Source organism: Polaribacter sejongensis (assembly GCF_038024065.1).
Lineage (GTDB): Bacteria > Bacteroidota > Bacteroidia > Flavobacteriales > Flavobacteriaceae > Polaribacter > Polaribacter sejongensis.
In genome coordinates this window covers 1,685,351-1,705,799 of record NZ_CP150667.1, presented here as the reverse complement: position 1 = coordinate 1,705,799, position 20,449 = coordinate 1,685,351, and the positions used below count along the sequence as shown (strand labels likewise).

Sequence of the window (20,449 nt, the reverse complement as noted above, 5' to 3'; positions counted from 1 at the left end):
TATTTTATAGGTTGCTATTTAAAATTTCTGCGATGTGCAAAACTTTTAAAGGTTGCTTGTTTCTATTAATTAATCCTTCTAAATGCATTAAGCAAGAAGTGTCTGTAGCAGTAATTACTTCTGCACCACTTTCTAAATGATCTTGAATTTTGTCTTTTCCCATTTTAACAGAAACGGCTTCTTCTGTAACAGCAAACGTACCTCCAAAACCACAACATTCGTCACTTCTTTTTAAAGTGACTAATTCTGCTCCTTTTACCTCTTGTAGCAATTCTTCTATATAAGAATATTTTGGACCAACCACTTCCGAGCAAGAACCTAAACGCAAACCTCTTAGTCCGTGGCAACTTTTATGAACTCCAATTTTGTGAGAAAAAGTTGCGCCTACATCTTTTATTTTTAAGATGTTTAAAATAAAATCGCACAATTCATATACATTATCTCTCACCTTTGTTACTTCAGCTGTTTGAGGAATAATGTTGTAATGTTTTTTTACATGATACGCGCAACTTCCAGACGGAGTAACAATATAATCGAACTCCTTAAAATTGTCTACAAAGTTATTACAAGCACCAACAGATTCATATTCATAACCCGAGTTTGCCATGGGTTGACCACAACAGGTTTGCCCTGACGGATACCCAACATCAACATTTAATTTTTCTAAAAGTTCTAAGGTAGCAATACCAACTTGTGGGTATAACTGATTGATGTAACAGGGTATAAATAGACCTACTTTCATGCGGAAATGATATTAATATTTATAGATACAATAGTACAAAAACTGATTATTGGAGTCTTCCTAAATTTTGACCATTAGTAATACTTATTTTGCCTTATTATTTAGATTGATATTAAATAAAGCAAATAAAAGCATAAATATTTAAGTTTTTATCTAGAGTTAACTAGTTAAAAAGAGGGTGTTTTACTTTTTAAATTAAATGTATAGCAGAATACATTGTAAAAGCTAATAAAATAACGTTAGCACTAATTAATTACTGCTCGGAAATTTTGGTTTTATATTTTTTTAAATAGTTAGAAGGAGTAGAGTTCATCACTATTTTAAATTGACGATTAAAATTAGATATATTTTTAAAGCCAGATTCATAACAAATTCCGGCAATATTAAATTTGTCTTCCATTAACATTTTACAAGCATATCCTATTCTTATTTCAGTAACGTATCTAGAGAACGTTTTTTTATTTACACGTTTAAAATAGCGACTAAAAGCAGCGGTATTCATGTTAGCAATAGAAGCAGCGGTTTCTAAATTAATTTCTTTATTAAAGTTTTTAAATATGTAAGCTTGTACTTTGTCTTGTATATCACTTTTGTTAGATTTAAAGGAATTAACAAATCCATCACTCGCTAATTTTTTTGTAGATGTGTGTTTTGCGAGTTTATTTAATATAATTAAAAATGAGATTGTTTTATTAAATCCTTCTAAATCTAGCATTTTTTTAATCTCATTGATAAGGCTAGTATCTACGTTTAAGAATTTTACACCATATTTAGCTCTTTCAAAAAGTGCTAATATATGTTTCATTTCTGAAGCTTCAAAAAACGAATCTCCTAAATAGTTTTGCTTAAAATGAATCGCAATTGCCTTTACTAATTCGGTAGCATTTTGATTAAAATAATCTTCACTATTCACCCACATGTGAGGTAGGTTTTTACCAATTAGGATTACATCTCCAACATTAAATTTTTCAATACTATCGCCAATGAAACAAGTGCCTTCACTTTTTAAGATCACCACTAATTCTAACTCAGCATGATAATGCCATATTTTTAAAAAATAAGGGTATTCATTTACCTTTGTAGTTAAAGAGCTATTACTAATACTGCTTCTATCTAAGCGGTGTAATTTCATGAAAAATAATATTTTGTAAAAAAAAAACAGAAATTTAATACCATAATAAAGGTACTAAATTTCTGTTATAATTAAAAAATTAAAATATTAGTCTAAGAAAAATATAGTAATTATTGTTTGCTATTTTATCAAATGGTTCGGCAAGTCTTTAACATGCTCGCAGCATAATTGCTCCATAATTTGCTGAAATTCTCGTTTCATTAAAGAAATGGTATGGTTACCACCTTCTTTACCTAATGCGCCAACACCGTACATAAAACTACGTCCCATAAATGTAAATTCTGCTCCGTTAGCCATTGCTCTAGCAATATCTGGCCCACCACGTAAACCAGAGTCTACCATGATTTTTATGTCATTCTTAAACTTTTTAGCCAAATGAGTCATAGGTACAATAGAAGATTGACCTGCGTCTAATTGTCTTCCTCCATGATTAGATACAATTAATCCATCTACACCTAAATTAATGGTTTTTTGTGCATCCATTTCATTTACAACACCTTTTATGACTAATTTACCTTTCCATTGGTCTCTTATAGAAGCAATTCTATCTTCATTTAATCGACCTGAAAAAGTTACATCCATAAATTCACCTAATTTTTTTAGATTCAATCCTTTAGGCATATACTTTTCCATTGTTTTAAAAGCAGGTTGCCCATGAATTAAAGTTTGGATAGCCCAATCTGGCTTTTTAAATACTTCAAGAATATTTTTTACACTCATAGATGGAGGCATTGCTAAGCCGTTTCTAACATCTCTTGGTCTATAACCAAATGTAGGTACATCTGCTAAAATAACTAAGACATCTGTTCCTGCATTTGCAGCTCTATCTAACAAATCTCTTTTAACACTTTCTTCTGCAGGATGATATAATTGAAACCATGATTTTCCTTCTGTTAATTCTGCTACGCGTTCTATACTAGAAGTAGTAACAGTACTTAAGATAAAAGGCACATTATGATCAAAGGCTGCTTTCGCTAAAATTTCTGGAGAATTTGGCCACATAAGTCCCTGAAGTCCAACTGGTGAAATTCCAAAAGGAGCATCATATTCATGACCAAATAATTCTGTTTTTAAATTAGATTTATCAAACTTTGATAAATATTGAGGCATTAACTCTATTTTCTGAAGGTCCGTTCGATTCTTGTCTAAATTAATATCTTCGTTACATCCACCATCTAAATACTCAAAAGCAAATTTTGGCATTTTAACCATTGCTCTTTTTCTTAAATCTGTTACAGAGGGATATTTAGGGTTTATTTTTATTTCCATTTTTTTATTTATAAATTTTAAAAGCCCTGTATCCGTAAAGAGCAATAAAGCAAAAGCAAATAAAAGGTAAAATAAATGAAAAGTTGACTCCTGTAAACGGACCAATTTTTTCCATATCTATCATTGAACCTTGTAATATTGGCATTAAAGCACCACCTACAATTGCCATAACCAAACCTGCAGCTCCTAGAGCCGAATCTTCTTCACTTAATCCGTCTAAGGCTATTCCGTAAATTGTAGGGAACATTAAAGACATAAATGCAGAGGTTGCAACTAGTAAGTATAAACCAGCCATTCCTTCAATTAAAATTACTCCAGCAGTGGTAACCATCGCACCAATTGCGAAAATCATTAATAGTTTTTTTGCGTTGATGTATTTCATCATAAAAGTACTGATAAAACGACTTCCTAAGAAAATAGACATGGCAACAATATTAAAGTTTTGCGCTGTCGATTTTGGTATTCCTAAATTTCCTGCATATTGAATAATAAATGTCCAACACATAATTTGTGCTGCTACATAAAACATTTGTGCTAAAACACCTTCTTTGTATTTTCCGTTTGCAAATAATCTTTTAAAAGAATCTGCTGCACTAGAATATTTTTTAGTAGTATCTCTTTTCGGCATTTTAGTTACCGAAATTAACACCAACATTGCTATTACTACAAAACCAAGTATTACGTACGGGTCTCTAATAATTGCTAAATCGTGTGTTCTTATTACTGCTTTTTGAGCTTCGTCTAATGTGTTAAAAATAAGTTCTCCTGCTTCATTTCTTTTATCAGAATCTAGGGCGACTAATATAAATTTTGAAGCGACAAACATTCCGAATAAAGACCCAATAGGATTAAAGGCTTGTGCTAAATTTAAACGTTGTGTAGCTGTTCTTTCATCTCCCATAGAAAGAATAAAAGGGTTTGCTGTAGTTTCTAAAAACGCCAATCCGAAGGTTAAAATATAAAGCGATCCTAAAAAGAAACCGAAGACTTCAAATTCCGCTGCCGGAAAAAATAATAAAGCTCCAATAGCGTATAAGGTTAATCCTAAAAGAATTCCTTTCTTATAGCTGTATTTTCTTACAAATAAAGCGGCAGGAATTGCCATTGTTGCGTAACCACCATAAAAAGCAAGTTGCACTAAAGCGGCTTTGGCGGTAGATATTTCCATGACGGTACCAAATGCAGCAACCATGGGATTTGTAATATCATTGGCAAAACCCCAGAGTGAAAATAAAGAGGTAATGATGATAAAAGGAATTAAAACTTCCTTGGAAACTACGGGGATTTTTTTTGACTCAGCCATAATAAAGTTTTGTTGTGTGTATAAAAAAAGCACTTTTAAAAGATCTATATTGGGGGGAGATCGTTAAATTAAAAGTGCTTCTATAATATTAAGAAATATTATCTATATTGTGCATAGATAACTTTTGTTTGTAAATATTCTTCCATTCCATGTTTACCATCTGCACCACCTAAACCAGATTTTTTCCAACCTGCGTGGAAACCTTGAATTGCTTCAAAATGCTCTCTGTTAATGTAGGTTTCACCATATTGTAATTCTTCTGCAGCATGCATTACTTTGTTAAAGTTTTCTGAGAATATAGATGATGTTAATCCAAATTCACAGTCATTTGCTAAAGCAATTGCTTCGTCAAGAGTACTAAATTTCATCACAGGTAAAACCGGTCCGAAAACTTCTTCTTGAATAATTTGCATGTTTTGAGTTACATTAGTTAATAAAGTTGGTTGATAAAAATATCCTTTATCAAATCCTGGAGTTCTAGTTCCTCCAACAACAACTTCTGCTCCTTCTTTTTTAGCAAATTCTACCATTTCAGAAACCTTATCTAATTGCGCTTTAGAAACCAAAGCACTCATATCTGGATTGTTTTCAGAAAAAGCATCTTCTACTTTTAGAGTTTTCATTTTTGCTGCAACCATGTCTAAAAATTTATCGTGTATAGATTCTTCTACATATAAACGTTCTGCACAGTTACATACTTGTCCGCTAAACGTAATTCTAGAAGTAACAACCGCATTTACAGCCAATTCTAAATTAGCATCTGCACATACAATTGCTGGAGCTTTACCACCTAACTCTAAAGAAACTTTAGTAATGTTTTTAGAGGCGGCTTCCATAACCATTTGACCAGCACCAACACTACCTGTTAAGCTAATAATACCAGTAATAGGACTTTTAGAAAGTGCATTACCAACAATACTACCTTTACCACAAACATAGTTTAATACACCAGCAGGAAGTTTTATTGCTTCTATTAATTTAGCAAATGCCATTACCGTATTTGGTGCAATAGAACTTGGGTTTATTACACATGTATTTCCGGTAATTAAAGAGCCAGCAACTTTTCTAGCCATTACAAAGAATGGAAAGTTCCAAGGTAAAATACCTACGGCAACACCAATAGGTGCTTTGTGTAAAAAGATGTGCTCTTTAGCACGGTCACTTTGTATAATTTCTCCTTCTATTCTTCTTGCAAAACCTGCATAATAGTCAAAGTAATCTGCGGTAACATCAATTTCTACTTGTGCTAACCCCATTACTTTTGCTTGCTCTGCTGCTAACGTTTTTGCTAAGAAAATTCTATTTTCACGAATAACATCGGCCATTTTATTTAAATAGTTAGCTCTTTGAATTGCAGGAAGAGATTTCCATGCATGTTGAGAAGCTTGTGCTGCTTCTAAAGCTAATTGAGCATCCTTAACGCTTCCAATAGGCATTAAAGATAACACTTCTTCTGTACAAGGATTTAAAATTTCAATTACTTCTGTAGAGGTAGATTTTACAAATTTTCCGTTGATATACTGTTCAAATTGCTGCATAAAATATTTTTTAATTAATTGTTTTTATATTAAATGAAGTCAAAAAAATAAGATAATTTTTAAGCTTCTTCTGCTACTAACATATTGGTCATAAAAGACATTAAGCAAACTTATAAATATAACTGAGTAAAATTTTATCCATAATATGCAATAATATGTATAATTTAAACATAAGTGTATTTAAAAAGGTGTAACAACCCTCTAATAATTACTTGTAGAGATGTTTTTTTGTGAATATTATAAAGTTGGTTTTGTGTATGTTCTATAAATGTTTTGTCTGAATTGTGTTTTTAGTTTCAATTAATATGTTACAATGTAATCTAATTTATATATTGATGATATTTATTAGAATTGAGAGCCTACTGTTAAAATATTTAATTGTTTAGTAACTATCAATTTTTCTTAAATAGAATTCCAATCTAAGCTTGCATAATGTTTTTTTAGATATGCTTTTACAATAACAATATCATCTTTAGAAGATAAGTCTGGTACGTGTTCCGAAAGCGGAATTCCGACAACTTTATTAGTCGTTTCTGTAATGTAATTTAAAAGAGAGCTTTGCATTTCCTTTTCATTTCTAATAGGGTGTACAGGACAATTTTTTAAAAATGGATAAAACTCTTTACCATCAAATTTAAAAATATTCATACTCACTCTTAGCTTTCCGTCTCTGTCATAAAAATTAGGCACCTCTTCTTCCGAAGGTTTTTCAAGAATGTTGATGAGGTTATTTTGATCATCTAATTTTGTCAATGCAAATTTAGAAATTCGTTCTAACGGAAATTCTAAGGTGTCTCTATTATAACTGATAAAAGCATTCTTGTGTTCAGTTTTTCTTAGTGTATAAAGTGCTTCTGTAGAGTATAGATTATCGCTATTACAAACCGTATAAAATTGATTGTTCAATTCGGGGAATTGTTCTACAGCTTGTAAAAGAGCGTCTGCAGTTCCAAAAGGTTTTACTCTGTCTTTTGGAATATATTGTATGGGAAAAGAAATATTTAATCCGTTAAAATCATTGTTTTTATCTTTACTTCCGTAGAACTCTTTAAACAAACCACCTTTTTCATTGATAACTATATAGATGTTTTTATAACCTGCTTTTTTTGCATTGTACAACAGATAATCTAACACAGGTCTCCCTGTTTTATCTAAACTAATTAAACTTTTACTTCTGTTGTTTGCTTGTGCAGTTTCATTAGAATCTATGGTTTTAGAAGTAGCCGGTTTTTTCATTCTAGAAGATGCTCCGCCTGCTAATATTATCAAGTTATTGTGCATGAAAATTATTTTTTTGAGTCTTTAAAAGTAATCAATTCAAGTTAAAATTGTATTTTTATTTTATGGATTTATTTTCTTCAGAAACAATACAAAATATTTTACCTTTTGATGGAGTTACAAATTATCACGGAATAATTCTAAATAAAAAGCAGTGTGCGTTTTATTATCAAAAATTAATGGAAACCATCAACTTTAAAAATGATGAAGCAATTATTTTTGGTAAAAAGATATTGACCAAGAGAAAAGTAGCTTGGTACGGAGAGTCAGAATATTCCTATACTTATTCTAAGATAACAAAAACCGCCAATATTTTTACCAAAGAATTGTTAGCTCTTAAAGAAATCGTAGAGCAGGAGAGTGGTGAAACGTATAATTCTTGCTTGTTAAATTTATACCATTCTGGTGATGAAGGAATGGCGTATCATTCCGATGGAGAAAAAATGCTAAAGGAAAACGGAGCTATTGCTTCTTTATCTTTAGGAGCAGATCGTAAGTTTTCTTTTAAACATAAAGAGAACAAACAAAGAGTAGACATTATTTTAGAAAAAGGGAGTTTGTTGGTTATGAAAAAAGGGACACAAACCAATTGGTTGCACAGATTACCGCCAACTAAAAAGGTGAATTCACCTAGAATTAATTTAACTTTTAGAACAATAGAATTGTAATGTTAATTATCAATTTTTTTGATAAAATCGTCTCTATAATTTAACCCAATAGGTATCCAATTATTATCAATAATAATTCTATTTCTTTGCACAGAATAAATATGTTTTATAGAAACAATGTAGGATTTATGCACACGGATAAAATTTAATCTCCCTAATTTTTCTTCAAAACTCTTAAGACTGCTAAGTGTTAAAATAGGTTTTTCTCTATGGGTATGAATTTTAATATAATCTTTTAAAGACTCTATATATTTTATATCTGCTAAGTTTATTTTTAGATTCTCATATTCAGATTTTACAAAAATAAACTCAGGTGTTGTTTCTAAGTTTGTAACAGGTGTTTCTTCTTCTGTTTTAGACTTCAATAAACTTTGTGCTCTTGTTGCCGCTTTTAAAAAGCGATGAAAAGGAATTGGTTTTACTAGGTAGTCGATGGCATTTAAGTTAAAACCTTCTACGGCATAATGAGAGTATGCAGTTGTAAAAATAAATAGTGGTTTGTTGTCTAAAGATTTTATAAAATCGATTCCAGAAAAATCTGGCATTTCTATATCAGTAAAAATTAAATCTATTTTTTGTGCTTGTAAAATGGTTGTTGCTTCAAATCCATTAGAGCAAGAACCTACTAATTCTAAAAACGGAACTTTAGAAATAAAGTCTTCTAATAATTCTAATGCTAGCGGTTCGTCATCAATAATTATACACTTCATTTTTTATTTTTTTAAGTTGATTTTTAGATTTACTTCAAATGATTTTTTAGTATTCGTAATCTCTAAAGTATGCGCGTTTGGGTACAATAAATTTAATCTGTTTTGTATGTTTTCTAAACCAATACCAGAGTCTTTATTTAAAGCATTTTGTAGTGATGATAAATTGTAAACAGCTAAATGTAATTGATCTTCATTTGTAGATATTTTAATAGTAATATCTGTTTTACCTTTATAATCTGTTCCGTATTTAAAGGCATTTTCTATAAAAGAAATAAGAAGCAGAGGTTCTATTTTATAGTTTAAATTTCCATGAACATTTATTTTTACACCACTAGAATCCTTTAATCTTAATAACTGTAAAGAGATGTAATTTTTTATGTATTCTATTTCTTTTTCTAAACAAATATAATCTTCATTGGCCTCGTAAATCATATATCGCATGAGTTCGGATAAGGTAACAATGGCAACGGTAGTATCATCAGATTTTTTATTCGCTAAAGAATAAATACTGTTTAATGTATTAAATAAAAAATGAGGGTTTAACTGTGCTTTTAAAAATGATAATTCAGAATTTACTTTTTGAGAAGCAGCAATAGTTCGTTCTTTTTCAGATTTATACCATTCTGCAACTAGCTTTACACAAGTGCTTAAAGCAAAAAATATCAGCAGTAAAATAGGAGGTCTTAAATTGAAGTTGTTTTCTCTAGGTCCTCTAAAATTGGGATTAAATTGACCTTCGGGAAAAGGCGGTCTTAAAGAAATTTTTAAAGAATATTTCATTATAAAAGTTATAGAAAATATAATTCCTAATGAAATTAAAAGGTATAAAATAATTTTTTTATTCAGTAAAAAATGGGGGATTAGCACTAAATAATTTAAATAAAAAACAGCAATAAAAGTGAAGTTTAAAATATAAAACGCATTCGGAATTGTGCTTAGTCTAGCATAAGACTGAATGGCAGTTATCACCAAAAAGAAAATCCATATAAGACAATGGACAATTATTATGGTGTTATTTTTTTTAAATAAAGTACTCAATGTTTTCATTATTTAACAAATGCAAAATTATATGAGACGTTTCTTAAAACTCTCCCAATAAACTGTTGTTTTTATCACAAAAAAGGTTGAAAATTAAGTTACTAGAAATAAGTAGCTTAATTTTCAACCTTAAATATATCTTTTAAGAGTAAGACGTATTAATCATCTTCATTTTCTAATTCATAAGGTCTAAATTCCCAAACATCATCAAAATAATAATTACCGCTTCTACCCATTAATACAAATGCTTTTGTATCAAAAGTAAAAGTAGATGCGTTTTGTCTTGCAGAACCTTCAAATACTGGTAACTCTTCCCAAGTATCTGTAGCAGGGCTATATTCCCAAGCATTGGTATTTATAGAACCAGCAATACCTGTAGTTACATATCCTTTTCCGTCTAAAGAAAAAGCTGCACCACTGCTTAATAGAATGCTATAATCGTCATCATCATCTTCATCGTCATCTAAGTCTGTTAAACGTGTCCAAGTGTTACCATTAAAAGCATAAAAATCTTCTTCGTAAGCATTATTATGGATTCCTAAGCCAATATAAGCAACATCATCAATAGTGAAAACAGAAGCATCTTTACGTTTTTGTCCACTAAAACCAACAGATTGTTCCCATGTGTTTGAAGCAACATCATATTTCCAGAAATCTTTTTGTTCGCTACCATCATAACCTGTACCAATATAACCATCGTTACCAATAGAAAAACCAATAGCAGCATATCTTGCAGTTCCTCCAAAATCTGCTTTTTGAGTCCAAGTGTCTGTAGTTGGGTCATATTCCCAAAAATCTTTTAATTCTTCTTCATCAAGTTCGCTATTAAAACCAGTACCTAAATACCCTTTACCATTAATAGAAAAACCTACAGCACTACTTCTTGCAACTCCAGGGAAATCAGCTTTCTTTATCCAGTAATTTTCACTAGAATTATATTCCCAAGTATCAGCTAAAAAATCATCACCATCATAACCTGTAACAAGGTATCCTTTATCACCAATAGTAAAACTTACAGAGTTTGCTCTAGAATCTCCATTAAAAGCAGAACTCTCTACCCAGTTTCCGTATTCATCATCGTCATCATCACTACATCCTACAAAAAATAGAGACATTAATAATGTTGCTAAAAAGAGAATACTACTCTTCTTTATTAAATTTGTTTTTCTCATTAGATTTAATTTATTCATTTGCTTAATTATTGGGCAAACTTAAAAGCTAATAAATAGGTAACATTACAAAATAGACAAACAAGGGTATTTTATAGATAAACATGTAAACCAAATGTTAATTTTCTTAAAAGGTGTTAATTATAAGGTTTAGCGGTGTTTTTTATGGGTAAGTCTATAAAAAGAGTCTGTTTATATATTTTATGATTTTTGATGAGAGCTGTCCTAATATTTTTGCTTGAAAAAGTAAAATGAGGTATTTGATTTTTGGTATTATAGGTATTGTCTTTTTAGCATCTTGTGCTACAGATGATACTACTTATGAAGTAGGAAGTGATTTTATTGATAACAATATTCAAGTTAGAATTTTAGATACATTTTCTATAAAAACAGGAACTTTTAAATTAGATTCTTTAATTACGTCTGGTACTAACAGAATTTTAGTGGGTAATGTAGAAGATGGGCATTTAGGTACTTTAACTGCAAAATCTTATCTTCAGTTAATAACCTCTAATTTTTCTATAAGTACAGATGCGGTGTATGATTCTATAGGGATGATTTTAAATTATGATAATTACTATTATGGAGATACTACAAAAGTACAAACCTATACATTACATAGAATTACAGAAACAGTAGAGCCAGAAGACGATGCTACTAGTTTTTACAATACATCTTCCTTAGAATACGATGCTGCAATTTTAGGGCAACTTTCATTTACGCCAAGACCTAATAGACCTACAGATTCTTTATTTGTTAAAATGGATGACCTTTTAGGAGAAGAAATTTTTGATAAAATTGTAGACAATGATATTAATAACACAGACGATTTTTTACAATATTTTAAAGGATTGGTAATTGCGCCAGATACGTCTGTAAGTAGCCATGTTTTAGGTTTTAATGCACAAACTACAACAGGTGTAGGGAATTCTATGATGCGATTGTATTATTCTATAAATGATGATGACAGTGAAGATAATGATTATTACATAGATTTTGTAATTTCTTCAGCAGGGCAACAGTTTAATGAAATAAAATCGGATTTGTCTAGTACCGTTTTAGGCGATTTTGAAGATGGTGAAGAAATAAAATTAAGTACAACCACAGATAATTTATTGTTTGCACAATCTGGAACAGGAATTTCAGCGAGAATAGAAATGCCTTCTATTAAAAGACTTTCTGAGTTGTATGAAAATGCTGCTACTTTAAGTGCCGAATTAACCTTTAGTCCCTTAAAGGGGAGTTATAGTGATGATAATCCGCTACCAGAATACTTGTCGGTTTATATTGTAGATCATAAGAATAGAATTATACAACAACTTACGGATATAGATGGTAATACAGCTTCTGCAATTTTAATAGAAGATACAGATGAATTTAATGAAGATACTTATTACTACGTTAATTTAAGTGGATTTGTAGAGCAAATTTTATACTCAGATACCGATTTAAATTATGCCTTAATGATTCAGTCGGGAAACTTCTCTAAAGAAGTAAATAATGTAGTTATAGAAAATAACGCAAGTACTAATAGAGAAGTAAAATTATCAGTAAAATATTTAAACTATTAAGATGAGAAAAAAGATATTATTACTAGTGTTAGTAGTTTCAGGACACGCTTTGTTTGCTCAAAGTAATACAAATACACCCTATTCTTTATTTGGTTTAGGTGTAGAAAATAAAACAGCCACAGGAGGTTTAACCGGTTTAGGAAACACAGGTATTGCACAAGCTAATCCGTTTGAAATAAATTTATTTAACCCAGCGAGTTTAAGTAGTATTTTACCAAAGTCTTTTTTATATGAATTTGGTTTAAACGGTACATATTCTACCTTACAAACAAGCAGTGTTAGTGAAAGTACTAGCAATGGAAACATCTCTCATCTAGCAATTGCATTTCCTATAAAACAAGGTTGGGGTATGAGTATTGGTTTGCTTCCGTATACAAAAACGGGATACAATATAGATGTAGAAAATGCCATTGAAGGTTCTGCAGACACCTATATTACAAGAATAACAGGAGAAGGAGGTTTAAATAAATTTTATTTATCTACCGGTTTTAAAGTGATTAAAAATTTATCTTTTGGTGTAGATGTGTCTTTTCTTTTTGGATCTATCAATCAAGAAAGTATAGTGTATACAGGTTCTTTAGTTTCTATCAGTGATCAAAATCATTACGGAGGCGTAAAGTTAAAAACAGGATTGCAATATAAATTACCATCAATTAAAGGTTTCGAAAACACTATTGGCGCTACGTTAGAATCGCCTTCATCTTTAGGAGGATCGCAAACCAGAACTTCTTACAAAACATCATCAAGCGGAACATCAATAAGTATAGAAGAGGATGTAGAAAATGATTTAGAGAATTTCGAATTGCCATTTTCCTACGGAGTAGGACTTACTTCTGTAATCAATAAAAAAATTACTACAAGTTTAGATTACCGAAAATTACTTTGGAGCGACACTGCACAACCGCAAAATAACGAAAGTTATGCAGACCAATCTATCTATGCTTTTGGTGTAGAATATGTGTCTACATCAAAAAAATATAATTATTGGTCTAATATAAAGTATAGAGCAGGTTTTAATTATAATACAGGTTTTTTAAAGATTTCTAACCAACAAATAGATAGTTATTTTATATCTTTTGGGGTAGGTTTACCAATGAAAAAGTATAGTAATGATAATTTTAATATTTCTTATTCTTACGGTAGAGAAGGTACTTTAGATAGCAACTTGATTCAAGAAAACTTTCATAAAATTACTTTAAACCTAAACTTTGTTGGTCAATGGTTTAATAAAAAGAAAATAGATTAAACAAATAGCTTTGTAATTTAAAATAAGTGCGGTAATCCCTTTAAATAATTTGTATTTTTGCACAAAATTATTTTCTTTTGGATACTACAAATCAAAAATCGACAAACCTTAATAAATATATCAGCTCATCTGGTATGTGCTCTCGTAGAGAAGCAGAAAAATTTATAAATGAAGGTAGAGTTACCATCAACGGTAAACCAACGCAATTAGGAAACAGAGTTGCTAAAAAAGATGTTGTAAAGTTAGACGGACGATTAGTAGAACCTAAAAATGTTACGCTATATATTGCCTTAAATAAGCCGGTAGGTATAGTTTCTACTACCGATGATAGAGAGCCAAATAACATTGTAAAACACGTAAATTATCCAGAAAGACTATTTCCTATTGGACGTTTAGATAAACCGTCTGAAGGATTAATTTTTTTAACAAATGATGGAGATATCGTTAACAAGATTCTACGTGCGGGTAACAACCACGAGAAAGAATATTTTGTTTCTGTAGACAAATCTATTACAGATGATTTTATTGATAAAATGGGGAGTGGAATTCCTATTTTAGGTACTATGACCAAAAAATGTTTGGTAGAAAAAGTAAGCGATAAAATTTTCAAAATTATTTTAACGCAAGGATTAAACCGCCAAATTCGTAGAATGTGCGAATACTTAGATTACGAAGTTACCAAGTTAAAACGTACTAGAATAATGAATGTTGAGCTTGGTTATCTACAATCTGGAGATTGGCGAGAATTAACAGATGAAGAGATGAAAGAAATTAATAAAATGATTTCTAGTTCATCAAAAACTCAAGAAGCATCTGCAGTTAAAGAGAAGCCTAAAAAGCAAGTTTCTAAGAAAAAGGCAGCGCCAACTAAAAACGATTTCAATAAAAAAAGTGCTTCTTTTAGAAAATCATCTCCAAAAAGTAAAAGAAATAACGCTGGTGCTTCCTCTAAAAAGAAACGCTGGTAATCTTTTTTGGGCGTTACCTTGCAGGTCAGGCTTTACGCTATATCTTTTTTTATAATTTTATGCAAAAGCATTAAAATTATAAAAAAAGGATGCCGCTTCAATCCTTAACGCACATTTTAGCCAACCAAAATAAAGCCATAATTTTTTGCCTTTTTTATAACAGTTCATTTTATTTATCAATTCTTAAATAATAGTATCTTTGCAGGCAATGAAATGGAATTTATTTTAAAAAATAAATAAATGAGAGGACCAGATAATTATATCGGTTCTAAAGTTTTGTAATTAATTATAGTTACAAAAATCATCAAAAATTAAACGATTGAAATTCGACTTAAAAATTACCGACCCAAAAAGTAAGGCAAGAGCAGGAGTAATAACTACTGATCACGGAGTAATAGAAACTCCTATCTTTATGCCTGTGGGAACTGTTGGAACCGTAAAAGGAGTACATCAAACAGAATTAAAAAACGACATAAATCCTGATATTATTTTAGGAAACACGTATCACTTATATTTACGTCCTGGTTTAGATATTTTAGAAAAAGCAGGTGGTTTGCACAAATTTATGAATTGGGATAGAAATATTCTTACAGATTCTGGTGGTTACCAAGTATATTCTCTTTCTGGAAGAAGAAAAATTAACGAAGAAGGGGTAAAGTTTAAAAGCCATATAGATGGTTCTACGCATCATTTTACACCAGAAAATGTAATGGAAACCCAAAGAACTATTGGTGCAGACATTATTATGGCGTTTGATGAGTGTACACCATATCCTTGTGATTATAATTATGCAAAAAGATCTATGCATATGACACATAGATGGTTGACTAGATGTATCAATCATTTAGATAAATTACCTTATAAATACGGTTTCGAGCAAACTTTTATGCCAATTGTACAAGGTAGTACGTATAAAGATTTACGTAGACAATCTGCAGAATATATTGCAAATTCAGGTCAGCAAGCAAATGCAATTGGAGGTCTTTCAGTTGGGGAACCAGCAGAAGAAATGTATGCAATGACAGAAGTTGTTACAGAAATTTTACCAGAAGACAAACCAAGATATTTAATGGGAGTTGGTACGCCAATTAACATTTTAGAAAACATTGCTTTGGGTATAGATATGTTCGATTGTGTAATGCCAACAAGAAATGCTAGAAACGGTATGTTGTTTACAGCACACGGTTCTATCAATATAAAAAATAAAAAGTGGGCAGAAGATTTTAGTCCAATAGACGATATGGGAATTACAGGAGTAGACACCATGTATTCTAAAGCCTATTTACGCCATTTATTTGCAGCAAAAGAAATGTTAGGAAAGCAGATTGCCTCAATTCATAATTTAGGTTTTTATGTTTGGTTAACACGTGAAGCAAGAAAACATATCATAGCAGGAGACTTTAGAGAGTGGAAAGATATGATGGTAAAACAAATGGATAAACGTCTTTAAAAAGTAAGCACTGAGCAGTCTCAGTTTACAGTTAGAATAGTAACGTTTTAAGAAAGAATTAGAATAAAAAATAATATAATAAGTAAAAAAAATCACTTCGTAAAAGTCCTTCCCTTCGGGAAGGATTTAGGATGGGCTTATGAAAATAATAGACTGGTACATATTAAAACGATTTTTGGTAACTTTCTTGTTCACCTTATTAATCTTGATTCCTATTGCTATTGCCATAGATATATCAGAAAAGATTGATAACTTTTTAGAGCATGCAGATTTAGGATTGTACCAAATTATAGATGAATATTACAAGAATTTTATCATCTATTATGCCAATACATTTATGCCTTTGGCATTATTTATTGCTGTAATTTTATTTACTTCTAAACTATCTAATAATACAGAAATTATTGCCATTACAAATGCAAGAGTTTCATTCACACGTTTTTTATATCCTTATTTTGTTGGAGCTACCTTAGTTACAATTATTTCTTTAGGGATGAATCATTTTGTGGTACCTAATAGTAGTAAGGAACGGAAAAAGTTTGAAAGAGAGTATATTAAAAGTAGCAGGCAAAAGCACGAGTTAAAATATGTAAGAGAATTTAGTTTGCAACTTACTGATAGCACTTACATCTTTATACGTAGTTTTGATACAGAATCTAATTCCGGTTATGATTTTACATCAGAAGTATATGATGGTATAGAAATGAAATCGAAACTAGTTGCTGATAGAATAAGTTATAAAAAAACCGATTCTACTTCTATTTTTACCTTATCTAATTGGAAATTACGTAAAATTTTTAACGATAGAGACAGTATTTTTTCTGGATCTAAAATAGATACTGTTTTTAACTTTACTCCAAGAGATTTAATTTATAAATCTGCTTTAGCTCAAGAAATGCCTTCTGGAGAATTACAAGAATTTATTGGAGTTTCTAAAAAGAGAGGTGTTAAAAATTTAAATGCATATCTGGTGGAGTTTTATAAAAGAACAAGCTTACCAATAGCTTCTTATATTTTAACTATTATTGCCGTTGCTTTGGCTTTTAGAAAAAGAAGAGGTGGTACTGGAGTCAATTTGGCTATAGGAATTGGATTAATGTTTATGTATGTTTTCTTAATGAAAATAGCTGAGGTTTTAGGTGCTGTTGCGGGGGTTAACTCGCTACTGTATGTTTGGCTTCCAAATATTGTTTTTGGCTGTGTAGCTATTTATCTCTACTATAATGCAAGAAAATAAGTTAAACAATTATTTACAGTTACACCTTATTGTTTTTATTTGGGGGTTTACTGCAATTTTAGGCGCATTAATTAGTTTAGATGCCATTCCGTTAGTTTGGTACAGAATGTCTTTAGCAGTAGTTTTTATTGTACTTTATTTTATTATCAAAAAGAAATCATTTAAAGTTGACAAAAAAGGACTTGCAAAGTTCTTTGTAACAGGAGTTATCATTGCGCTGCATTGGATTTTTTTCTTTAAAGCCATAAAGGTTTCTAATGTTTCTGTTGCGCTAGTAACTATAAGTACCGGTGCATTTTTTGCCGCTTTAATAGAACCTATTTTCTATAAAAGAAGAATTAATCCATTAGAAATGGTGTTGGGCTTAATTGTTATTTTTGGGCTTTATATCATCTTTAATTTTGAGAGTCAATATAAATTAGGAATCATCTATGCGTTAATTGCATCTTTTTTAAGTGCATTGTTTTCTGTGTTTAATGGCCTTTTTATTAAAGAGTATGCTGCAAATACAATATCATTATATCAATTAGTTTTTGGGGTGCTTTTTATAACTGTTTATCTTTTAGTTACAAATGGTTTCTCGGTCTCTTTTTTTATAATTCCAACTTCAGATTGGATATACCTTTTAATTTTAAGTAGTATTTGTACGGCGTATGCGTTTATAGCTTCTGTTAAAATAATGAAATACATATCTCCATATACGGTAATGCTAACCATTAATTTAGAACCTATTTATGCAATTGTTTTAGCGTTATTTATATTTGGTGAAAAAGAAAAAATGAATCCAGAATTTTATTTTGGAGCATTTATAGTACTCTTTGTAGTTTTATTAAACGGAATTATAAAGAATAAAACGGTGATAAGAAATAAGATTAAAGCAAAGACTGTTAGAAAAAAGTAACTTCTTTTTAAAAAAAACAACTAATTTTATAGTATGTTTGTCTATTCAAACAACTAAAATCAAATAATTACAATATGGAATATTTAGATTTTGAAATGCCTATTAAAGAGCTTTTAGATCAATTAGATAAGTGTGAAATTATCGGTAAAGAAAGTGATGTAGATGTAAGTGCTACTTGTAAGAAAATCGAAAAGAAATTAGATAAAGCTAAGAAAGATATATATAAGAACTTAACCCCTTGGCAAAGAGTTCAATTATCTAGGCACCCTAATAGACCTTATACTTTAGATTATATTAAAGCTATTTGCGGAAATACCTTTATGGAGCTCCATGGAGATAGAAATGTAAAGGATGATAAAGCCATGATTGGTGGTTTAGGTAAAATTGGAGATCAGTCTTTTATGTTTATTGGTCAACAAAAAGGATACAACACAAAAACGCGTCAGTATAGAAACTTTGGGATGGCAAATCCTGAAGGTTACAGAAAAGCATTGCGTTTAATGAAAATGGCAGAGAAATTTGGTATTCCTGTGGTTACTTTATTAGATACACCTGGTGCATATCCTGGTTTAGAAGCAGAAGAGCGTGGACAAGGAGAAGCTATTGCTAGAAATATTCTAGAAATGACTCGTTTAAAAACACCAATTATTACGGTTGTTATTGGTGAAGGAGCATCTGGTGGTGCTGTAGGTATTGGAGTAGGAGATAGAGTTTATATGATGGAAAATACTTGGTATACTGTTATTTCTCCAGAATCATGTTCTTCTATTTTATGGAGAAGTTGGGAGTATAAAGAACAAGCTGCTGCTGCATTAAAGTTAACAGGTACAGATATGAAGAAGTTAAAATTAATTGACGGAATTATAGCGGAACCAATAGGTGGAGCACATACCGATAGAGAAGGAGCTTTTAAAGCGGTACAAGAACAAATTCTTACTGCATTTGATGAGTTAAAAGATTTAAATGATACAGATTTAGTTTCTCAAAGAATGGATAAATATGCTGCAATGGGAGTTTACAAAGAGTAACCTCTTATTACTAAGCACAAAAAAAGGCGAAATCTACATGTAGATTTCGCCTTTTTTTTATGAATTTATATTTAATTATATGTCTAAAGACTCTAATAAAGATTTTAATCTAGGATCTGAAGGTCTTGGAGCATTTGCTTCTACAATGTTTCCTTGTGGATCAATTAAAATAAATCTTGGAATACCAGATATTTGGTATGCTTGCTGAAAACTAAAATCTTGCCCTGCCCAAAGTTGAACACCACTTAAATCTTTTTCTTTTACAAAGTCTCTCCATTTTTTTTCTGCAGCTTCCCAAGAACCACCACTTCTTCTAGATTCATCAGTAGAAATACTAATAAATTCTATATTTTTATTATGAAATTCTTTTTCTATACTTTTTAAAGAAGGTATTTCTCTAATACAAGGTCCGCACCAAGTAGCCCAAACATCTATATATACATATTTTCCTTTAAAAGAATCCAAAGATTTTTTTCCACCTTTAACATCTACATAGTCTTCAAATTTAGGAGAAGCATTTCCTTTTCCCATACTTTTGTTTGATATATACGTTTTTTCAAAGTACTCAAACATTTGTGTATTTTGTTTAGTAGCCATATCTACTAAAGAACTATCTAAATCATTATAAGAAGATAGAATACTATCAAAATCTTTTTTTAATGAGGTCATTTTAGTATCAAAAGCTTCTTGGTCTAAAGCAAAAAGGTCTGCAGGATTTCCTATGTTTTCACTTTGTTCTAATTGTGCAATGATAAAATTAGAGTTAGAAGATCCAGCTCCTGAATACTTGAAGCTTTTCATGAATTCTTCAGAATCACCTTTTACTGTAATGTCAAACCCATTTTTTAAATATAATGGAGCTCTTTTTTGAGCACTAGTTTGAAATGTATAAACATCTACTTTTGGCACTTTTAATGTATCTTTAAAAGAACCGTCTTTATTAATTGTAATTGTTTTAAGGATACCTGTTCTACTAGAAATTGTTAGAATAGAATCTGTGTTATTTTCTAATTTACCAGATAAAGAAACGTATTCTTTAGAATGTTCTTTTGTACAAGAAGCAATTGCTAATAGTGTAAAAAGTGCAAGTGTTAATTTTTTCATTTTTTTTATGCTTAAATTTAATTACAAATATATGGTATATGTGTAAATAAAATAGTTAAATAATTTACAAGAATGCAATCGAGATTACTTTTAAAAT

General features: G+C 30.4%; 18 protein-coding genes. 8 read left to right on the top strand and 10 right to left on the bottom strand.

Annotation, left to right across the window (positions count from 1 at the left end; genetic code table 11):
• Window positions 1-4: 4 nt before the first annotated feature.
• The 6 genes from WHD08_RS07005 to WHD08_RS06980 form a co-directional block, all read right to left on the bottom strand.
• Complete coding sequence (locus tag WHD08_RS07005) at window positions 5-742, bottom strand: (Fe-S)-binding protein (RefSeq protein ID WP_208888725.1); 738 nt, start codon at window positions 740-742, stop codon at window positions 5-7.
• A 253-nt stretch (window positions 743-995) separates the two neighbouring features.
• Window positions 996-1,874, bottom strand: coding sequence for an AraC family transcriptional regulator (locus WHD08_RS07000; RefSeq protein WP_165732764.1), 879 nt, complete (start codon window positions 1,872-1,874; stop codon window positions 996-998).
• 120 nt (window positions 1,875-1,994) lie between these two features.
• Complete coding sequence (locus WHD08_RS06995; RefSeq protein ID WP_208888726.1) at window positions 1,995-3,143, bottom strand: alpha-hydroxy acid oxidase; 1,149 nt, start codon at window positions 3,141-3,143, stop codon at window positions 1,995-1,997.
• Window positions 3,144-3,147: 4 nt separating this feature from the next.
• The gene (gene fucP / locus WHD08_RS06990) at window positions 3,148-4,446 is read right to left on the bottom strand and encodes an L-fucose:H+ symporter permease (RefSeq protein ID WP_165732762.1); all 1,299 of its coding nucleotides are present in this window, start codon (window positions 4,444-4,446) and stop codon (window positions 3,148-3,150) included.
• A gap of 98 nt (window positions 4,447-4,544) precedes the next feature.
• Window positions 4,545-5,984 carry an aldehyde dehydrogenase gene (aldA, locus tag WHD08_RS06985; RefSeq protein WP_208888727.1) on the bottom strand — a complete coding sequence of 480 codons (1,440 nt, stop codon included), beginning with the start codon at window positions 5,982-5,984 and terminating at the stop codon, window positions 4,545-4,547.
• A 402-nt stretch (window positions 5,985-6,386) separates the two neighbouring features.
• Entirely contained in the window at window positions 6,387-7,265 is an 879-nt protein-coding gene (locus WHD08_RS06980; RefSeq protein ID WP_208888728.1) for a sugar phosphate nucleotidyltransferase, read from the bottom strand.
• Between the two features lie 62 nt (window positions 7,266-7,327).
• Between WHD08_RS06980 and WHD08_RS06975 the strand changes: the two genes are divergently transcribed.
• A complete protein-coding gene (locus WHD08_RS06975; RefSeq protein ID WP_165732759.1) occupies window positions 7,328-7,930 on the top strand; it encodes an alpha-ketoglutarate-dependent dioxygenase AlkB family protein in 603 nt (200 codons plus the stop codon).
• 2 nt (window positions 7,931-7,932) lie between these two features.
• Here the strand turns inward: WHD08_RS06975 and WHD08_RS06970 are convergent, their stop codons facing one another.
• The 3 genes from WHD08_RS06970 to WHD08_RS06960 form a co-directional block, all read right to left on the bottom strand.
• Window positions 7,933-8,640 carry a LytR/AlgR family response regulator transcription factor gene (locus tag WHD08_RS06970; protein WP_165732758.1) on the bottom strand — a complete coding sequence of 236 codons (708 nt, stop codon included), beginning with the start codon at window positions 8,638-8,640 and terminating at the stop codon, window positions 7,933-7,935.
• Window positions 8,641-8,643: 3 nt separating this feature from the next.
• Window positions 8,644-9,420, bottom strand: coding sequence for a sensor histidine kinase (locus tag WHD08_RS06965; protein WP_208888729.1), 777 nt, complete (start codon window positions 9,418-9,420; stop codon window positions 8,644-8,646).
• A 416-nt stretch (window positions 9,421-9,836) separates the two neighbouring features.
• Window positions 9,837-10,850, bottom strand: a complete 1,014-nt coding sequence (locus WHD08_RS06960) for a Kelch repeat-containing protein (protein WP_165732756.1) — start codon at window positions 10,848-10,850, stop codon at window positions 9,837-9,839.
• Window positions 10,851-11,098: 248 nt separating this feature from the next.
• Between WHD08_RS06960 and WHD08_RS06955 the strand changes: the two genes are divergently transcribed.
• The 7 genes from WHD08_RS06955 (at window position 11,099) to WHD08_RS06925 (ending at window position 19,248) form a co-directional block, all read left to right on the top strand.
• Window positions 11,099-12,418 (top strand): DUF4270 family protein, encoded by a 1,320-nt coding sequence (locus WHD08_RS06955; protein ID WP_165732755.1) that lies wholly within the window; start codon window positions 11,099-11,101, stop codon window positions 12,416-12,418.
• Window position 12,419: 1 nt separating this feature from the next.
• Complete coding sequence (locus WHD08_RS06950) at window positions 12,420-13,664, top strand: hypothetical protein (RefSeq protein WP_165732754.1); 1,245 nt, start codon at window positions 12,420-12,422, stop codon at window positions 13,662-13,664.
• A 77-nt stretch (window positions 13,665-13,741) separates the two neighbouring features.
• Window positions 13,742-14,632: a 23S rRNA pseudouridine(2604) synthase RluF gene (gene rluF / locus WHD08_RS06945; protein WP_165732753.1), complete on the top strand. Its 891-nt coding sequence runs from the start codon at window positions 13,742-13,744 to the stop codon at window positions 14,630-14,632.
• A gap of 319 nt (window positions 14,633-14,951) precedes the next feature.
• Window positions 14,952-16,082: a tRNA guanosine(34) transglycosylase Tgt gene (gene tgt, locus WHD08_RS06940; RefSeq protein ID WP_165732752.1), complete on the top strand. Its 1,131-nt coding sequence runs from the start codon at window positions 14,952-14,954 to the stop codon at window positions 16,080-16,082.
• A gap of 139 nt (window positions 16,083-16,221) precedes the next feature.
• A complete protein-coding gene (locus WHD08_RS06935) occupies window positions 16,222-17,319 on the top strand; it encodes an LptF/LptG family permease (RefSeq protein WP_165732751.1) in 1,098 nt (365 codons plus the stop codon).
• Window positions 17,306-18,220, top strand: a complete 915-nt coding sequence (locus tag WHD08_RS06930; protein WP_165732750.1) for a DMT family transporter — start codon at window positions 17,306-17,308, stop codon at window positions 18,218-18,220. The genes WHD08_RS06935 and WHD08_RS06930 overlap by 14 nt, the downstream gene beginning before the upstream one ends.
• A 74-nt stretch (window positions 18,221-18,294) precedes the next feature.
• A complete protein-coding gene (locus tag WHD08_RS06925; protein ID WP_165732749.1) occupies window positions 18,295-19,248 on the top strand; it encodes an acetyl-CoA carboxylase carboxyltransferase subunit alpha in 954 nt (317 codons plus the stop codon).
• 75 nt (window positions 19,249-19,323) lie between these two features.
• Here the strand turns inward: WHD08_RS06925 and WHD08_RS06920 are convergent, their stop codons facing one another.
• Window positions 19,324-20,352, bottom strand: coding sequence for a TlpA family protein disulfide reductase (locus WHD08_RS06920; RefSeq protein ID WP_165732748.1), 1,029 nt, complete (start codon window positions 20,350-20,352; stop codon window positions 19,324-19,326).
• Window positions 20,353-20,449 lie beyond the last annotated feature (97 nt).

What these genes read in the sequence shown, in the direction of transcription:
- WHD08_RS07005 (WP_208888725.1), bottom strand. Translation starts at nt 742, where the DNA reads ATGAAAGTAGGTCTATTTATACCCTGTTACATCAATCAGTTATACCCA.
- WHD08_RS07000 (WP_165732764.1), bottom strand. Translation starts at nt 1,874, where the DNA reads ATGAAATTACACCGCTTAGATAGAAGCAGTATTAGTAATAGCTCTTTA.
- WHD08_RS06995 (WP_208888726.1), bottom strand. Translation starts at nt 3,143, where the DNA reads ATGGAAATAAAAATAAACCCTAAATATCCCTCTGTAACAGATTTAAGA.
- fucP (WP_165732762.1), bottom strand. Translation starts at nt 4,446, where the DNA reads ATGGCTGAGTCAAAAAAAATCCCCGTAGTTTCCAAGGAAGTTTTAATT.
- aldA (WP_208888727.1), bottom strand. Translation starts at nt 5,984, where the DNA reads ATGCAGCAATTTGAACAGTATATCAACGGAAAATTTGTAAAATCTACC.
- WHD08_RS06980 (WP_208888728.1), bottom strand. Translation starts at nt 7,265, where the DNA reads ATGCACAATAACTTGATAATATTAGCAGGCGGAGCATCTTCTAGAATG.
- WHD08_RS06975 (WP_165732759.1), top strand. Translation starts at nt 7,328, where the DNA reads ATGGATTTATTTTCTTCAGAAACAATACAAAATATTTTACCTTTTGAT.
- WHD08_RS06970 (WP_165732758.1), bottom strand. Translation starts at nt 8,640, where the DNA reads ATGAAGTGTATAATTATTGATGACGAACCGCTAGCATTAGAATTATTA.
- WHD08_RS06965 (WP_208888729.1), bottom strand. Translation starts at nt 9,420, where the DNA reads ATGAAATATTCTTTAAAAATTTCTTTAAGACCGCCTTTTCCCGAAGGT.
- WHD08_RS06960 (WP_165732756.1), bottom strand. Translation starts at nt 10,850, where the DNA reads ATGAGAAAAACAAATTTAATAAAGAAGAGTAGTATTCTCTTTTTAGCA.
- WHD08_RS06955 (WP_165732755.1), top strand. Translation starts at nt 11,099, where the DNA reads ATGAGGTATTTGATTTTTGGTATTATAGGTATTGTCTTTTTAGCATCT.
- WHD08_RS06950 (WP_165732754.1), top strand. Translation starts at nt 12,420, where the DNA reads ATGAGAAAAAAGATATTATTACTAGTGTTAGTAGTTTCAGGACACGCT.
- WHD08_RS06935 (WP_165732751.1), top strand. Translation starts at nt 16,222, where the DNA reads ATGAAAATAATAGACTGGTACATATTAAAACGATTTTTGGTAACTTTC.
- WHD08_RS06930 (WP_165732750.1), top strand. Translation starts at nt 17,306, where the DNA reads ATGCAAGAAAATAAGTTAAACAATTATTTACAGTTACACCTTATTGTT.
- WHD08_RS06925 (WP_165732749.1), top strand. Translation starts at nt 18,295, where the DNA reads ATGGAATATTTAGATTTTGAAATGCCTATTAAAGAGCTTTTAGATCAA.
- WHD08_RS06920 (WP_165732748.1), bottom strand. Translation starts at nt 20,352, where the DNA reads ATGAAAAAATTAACACTTGCACTTTTTACACTATTAGCAATTGCTTCT.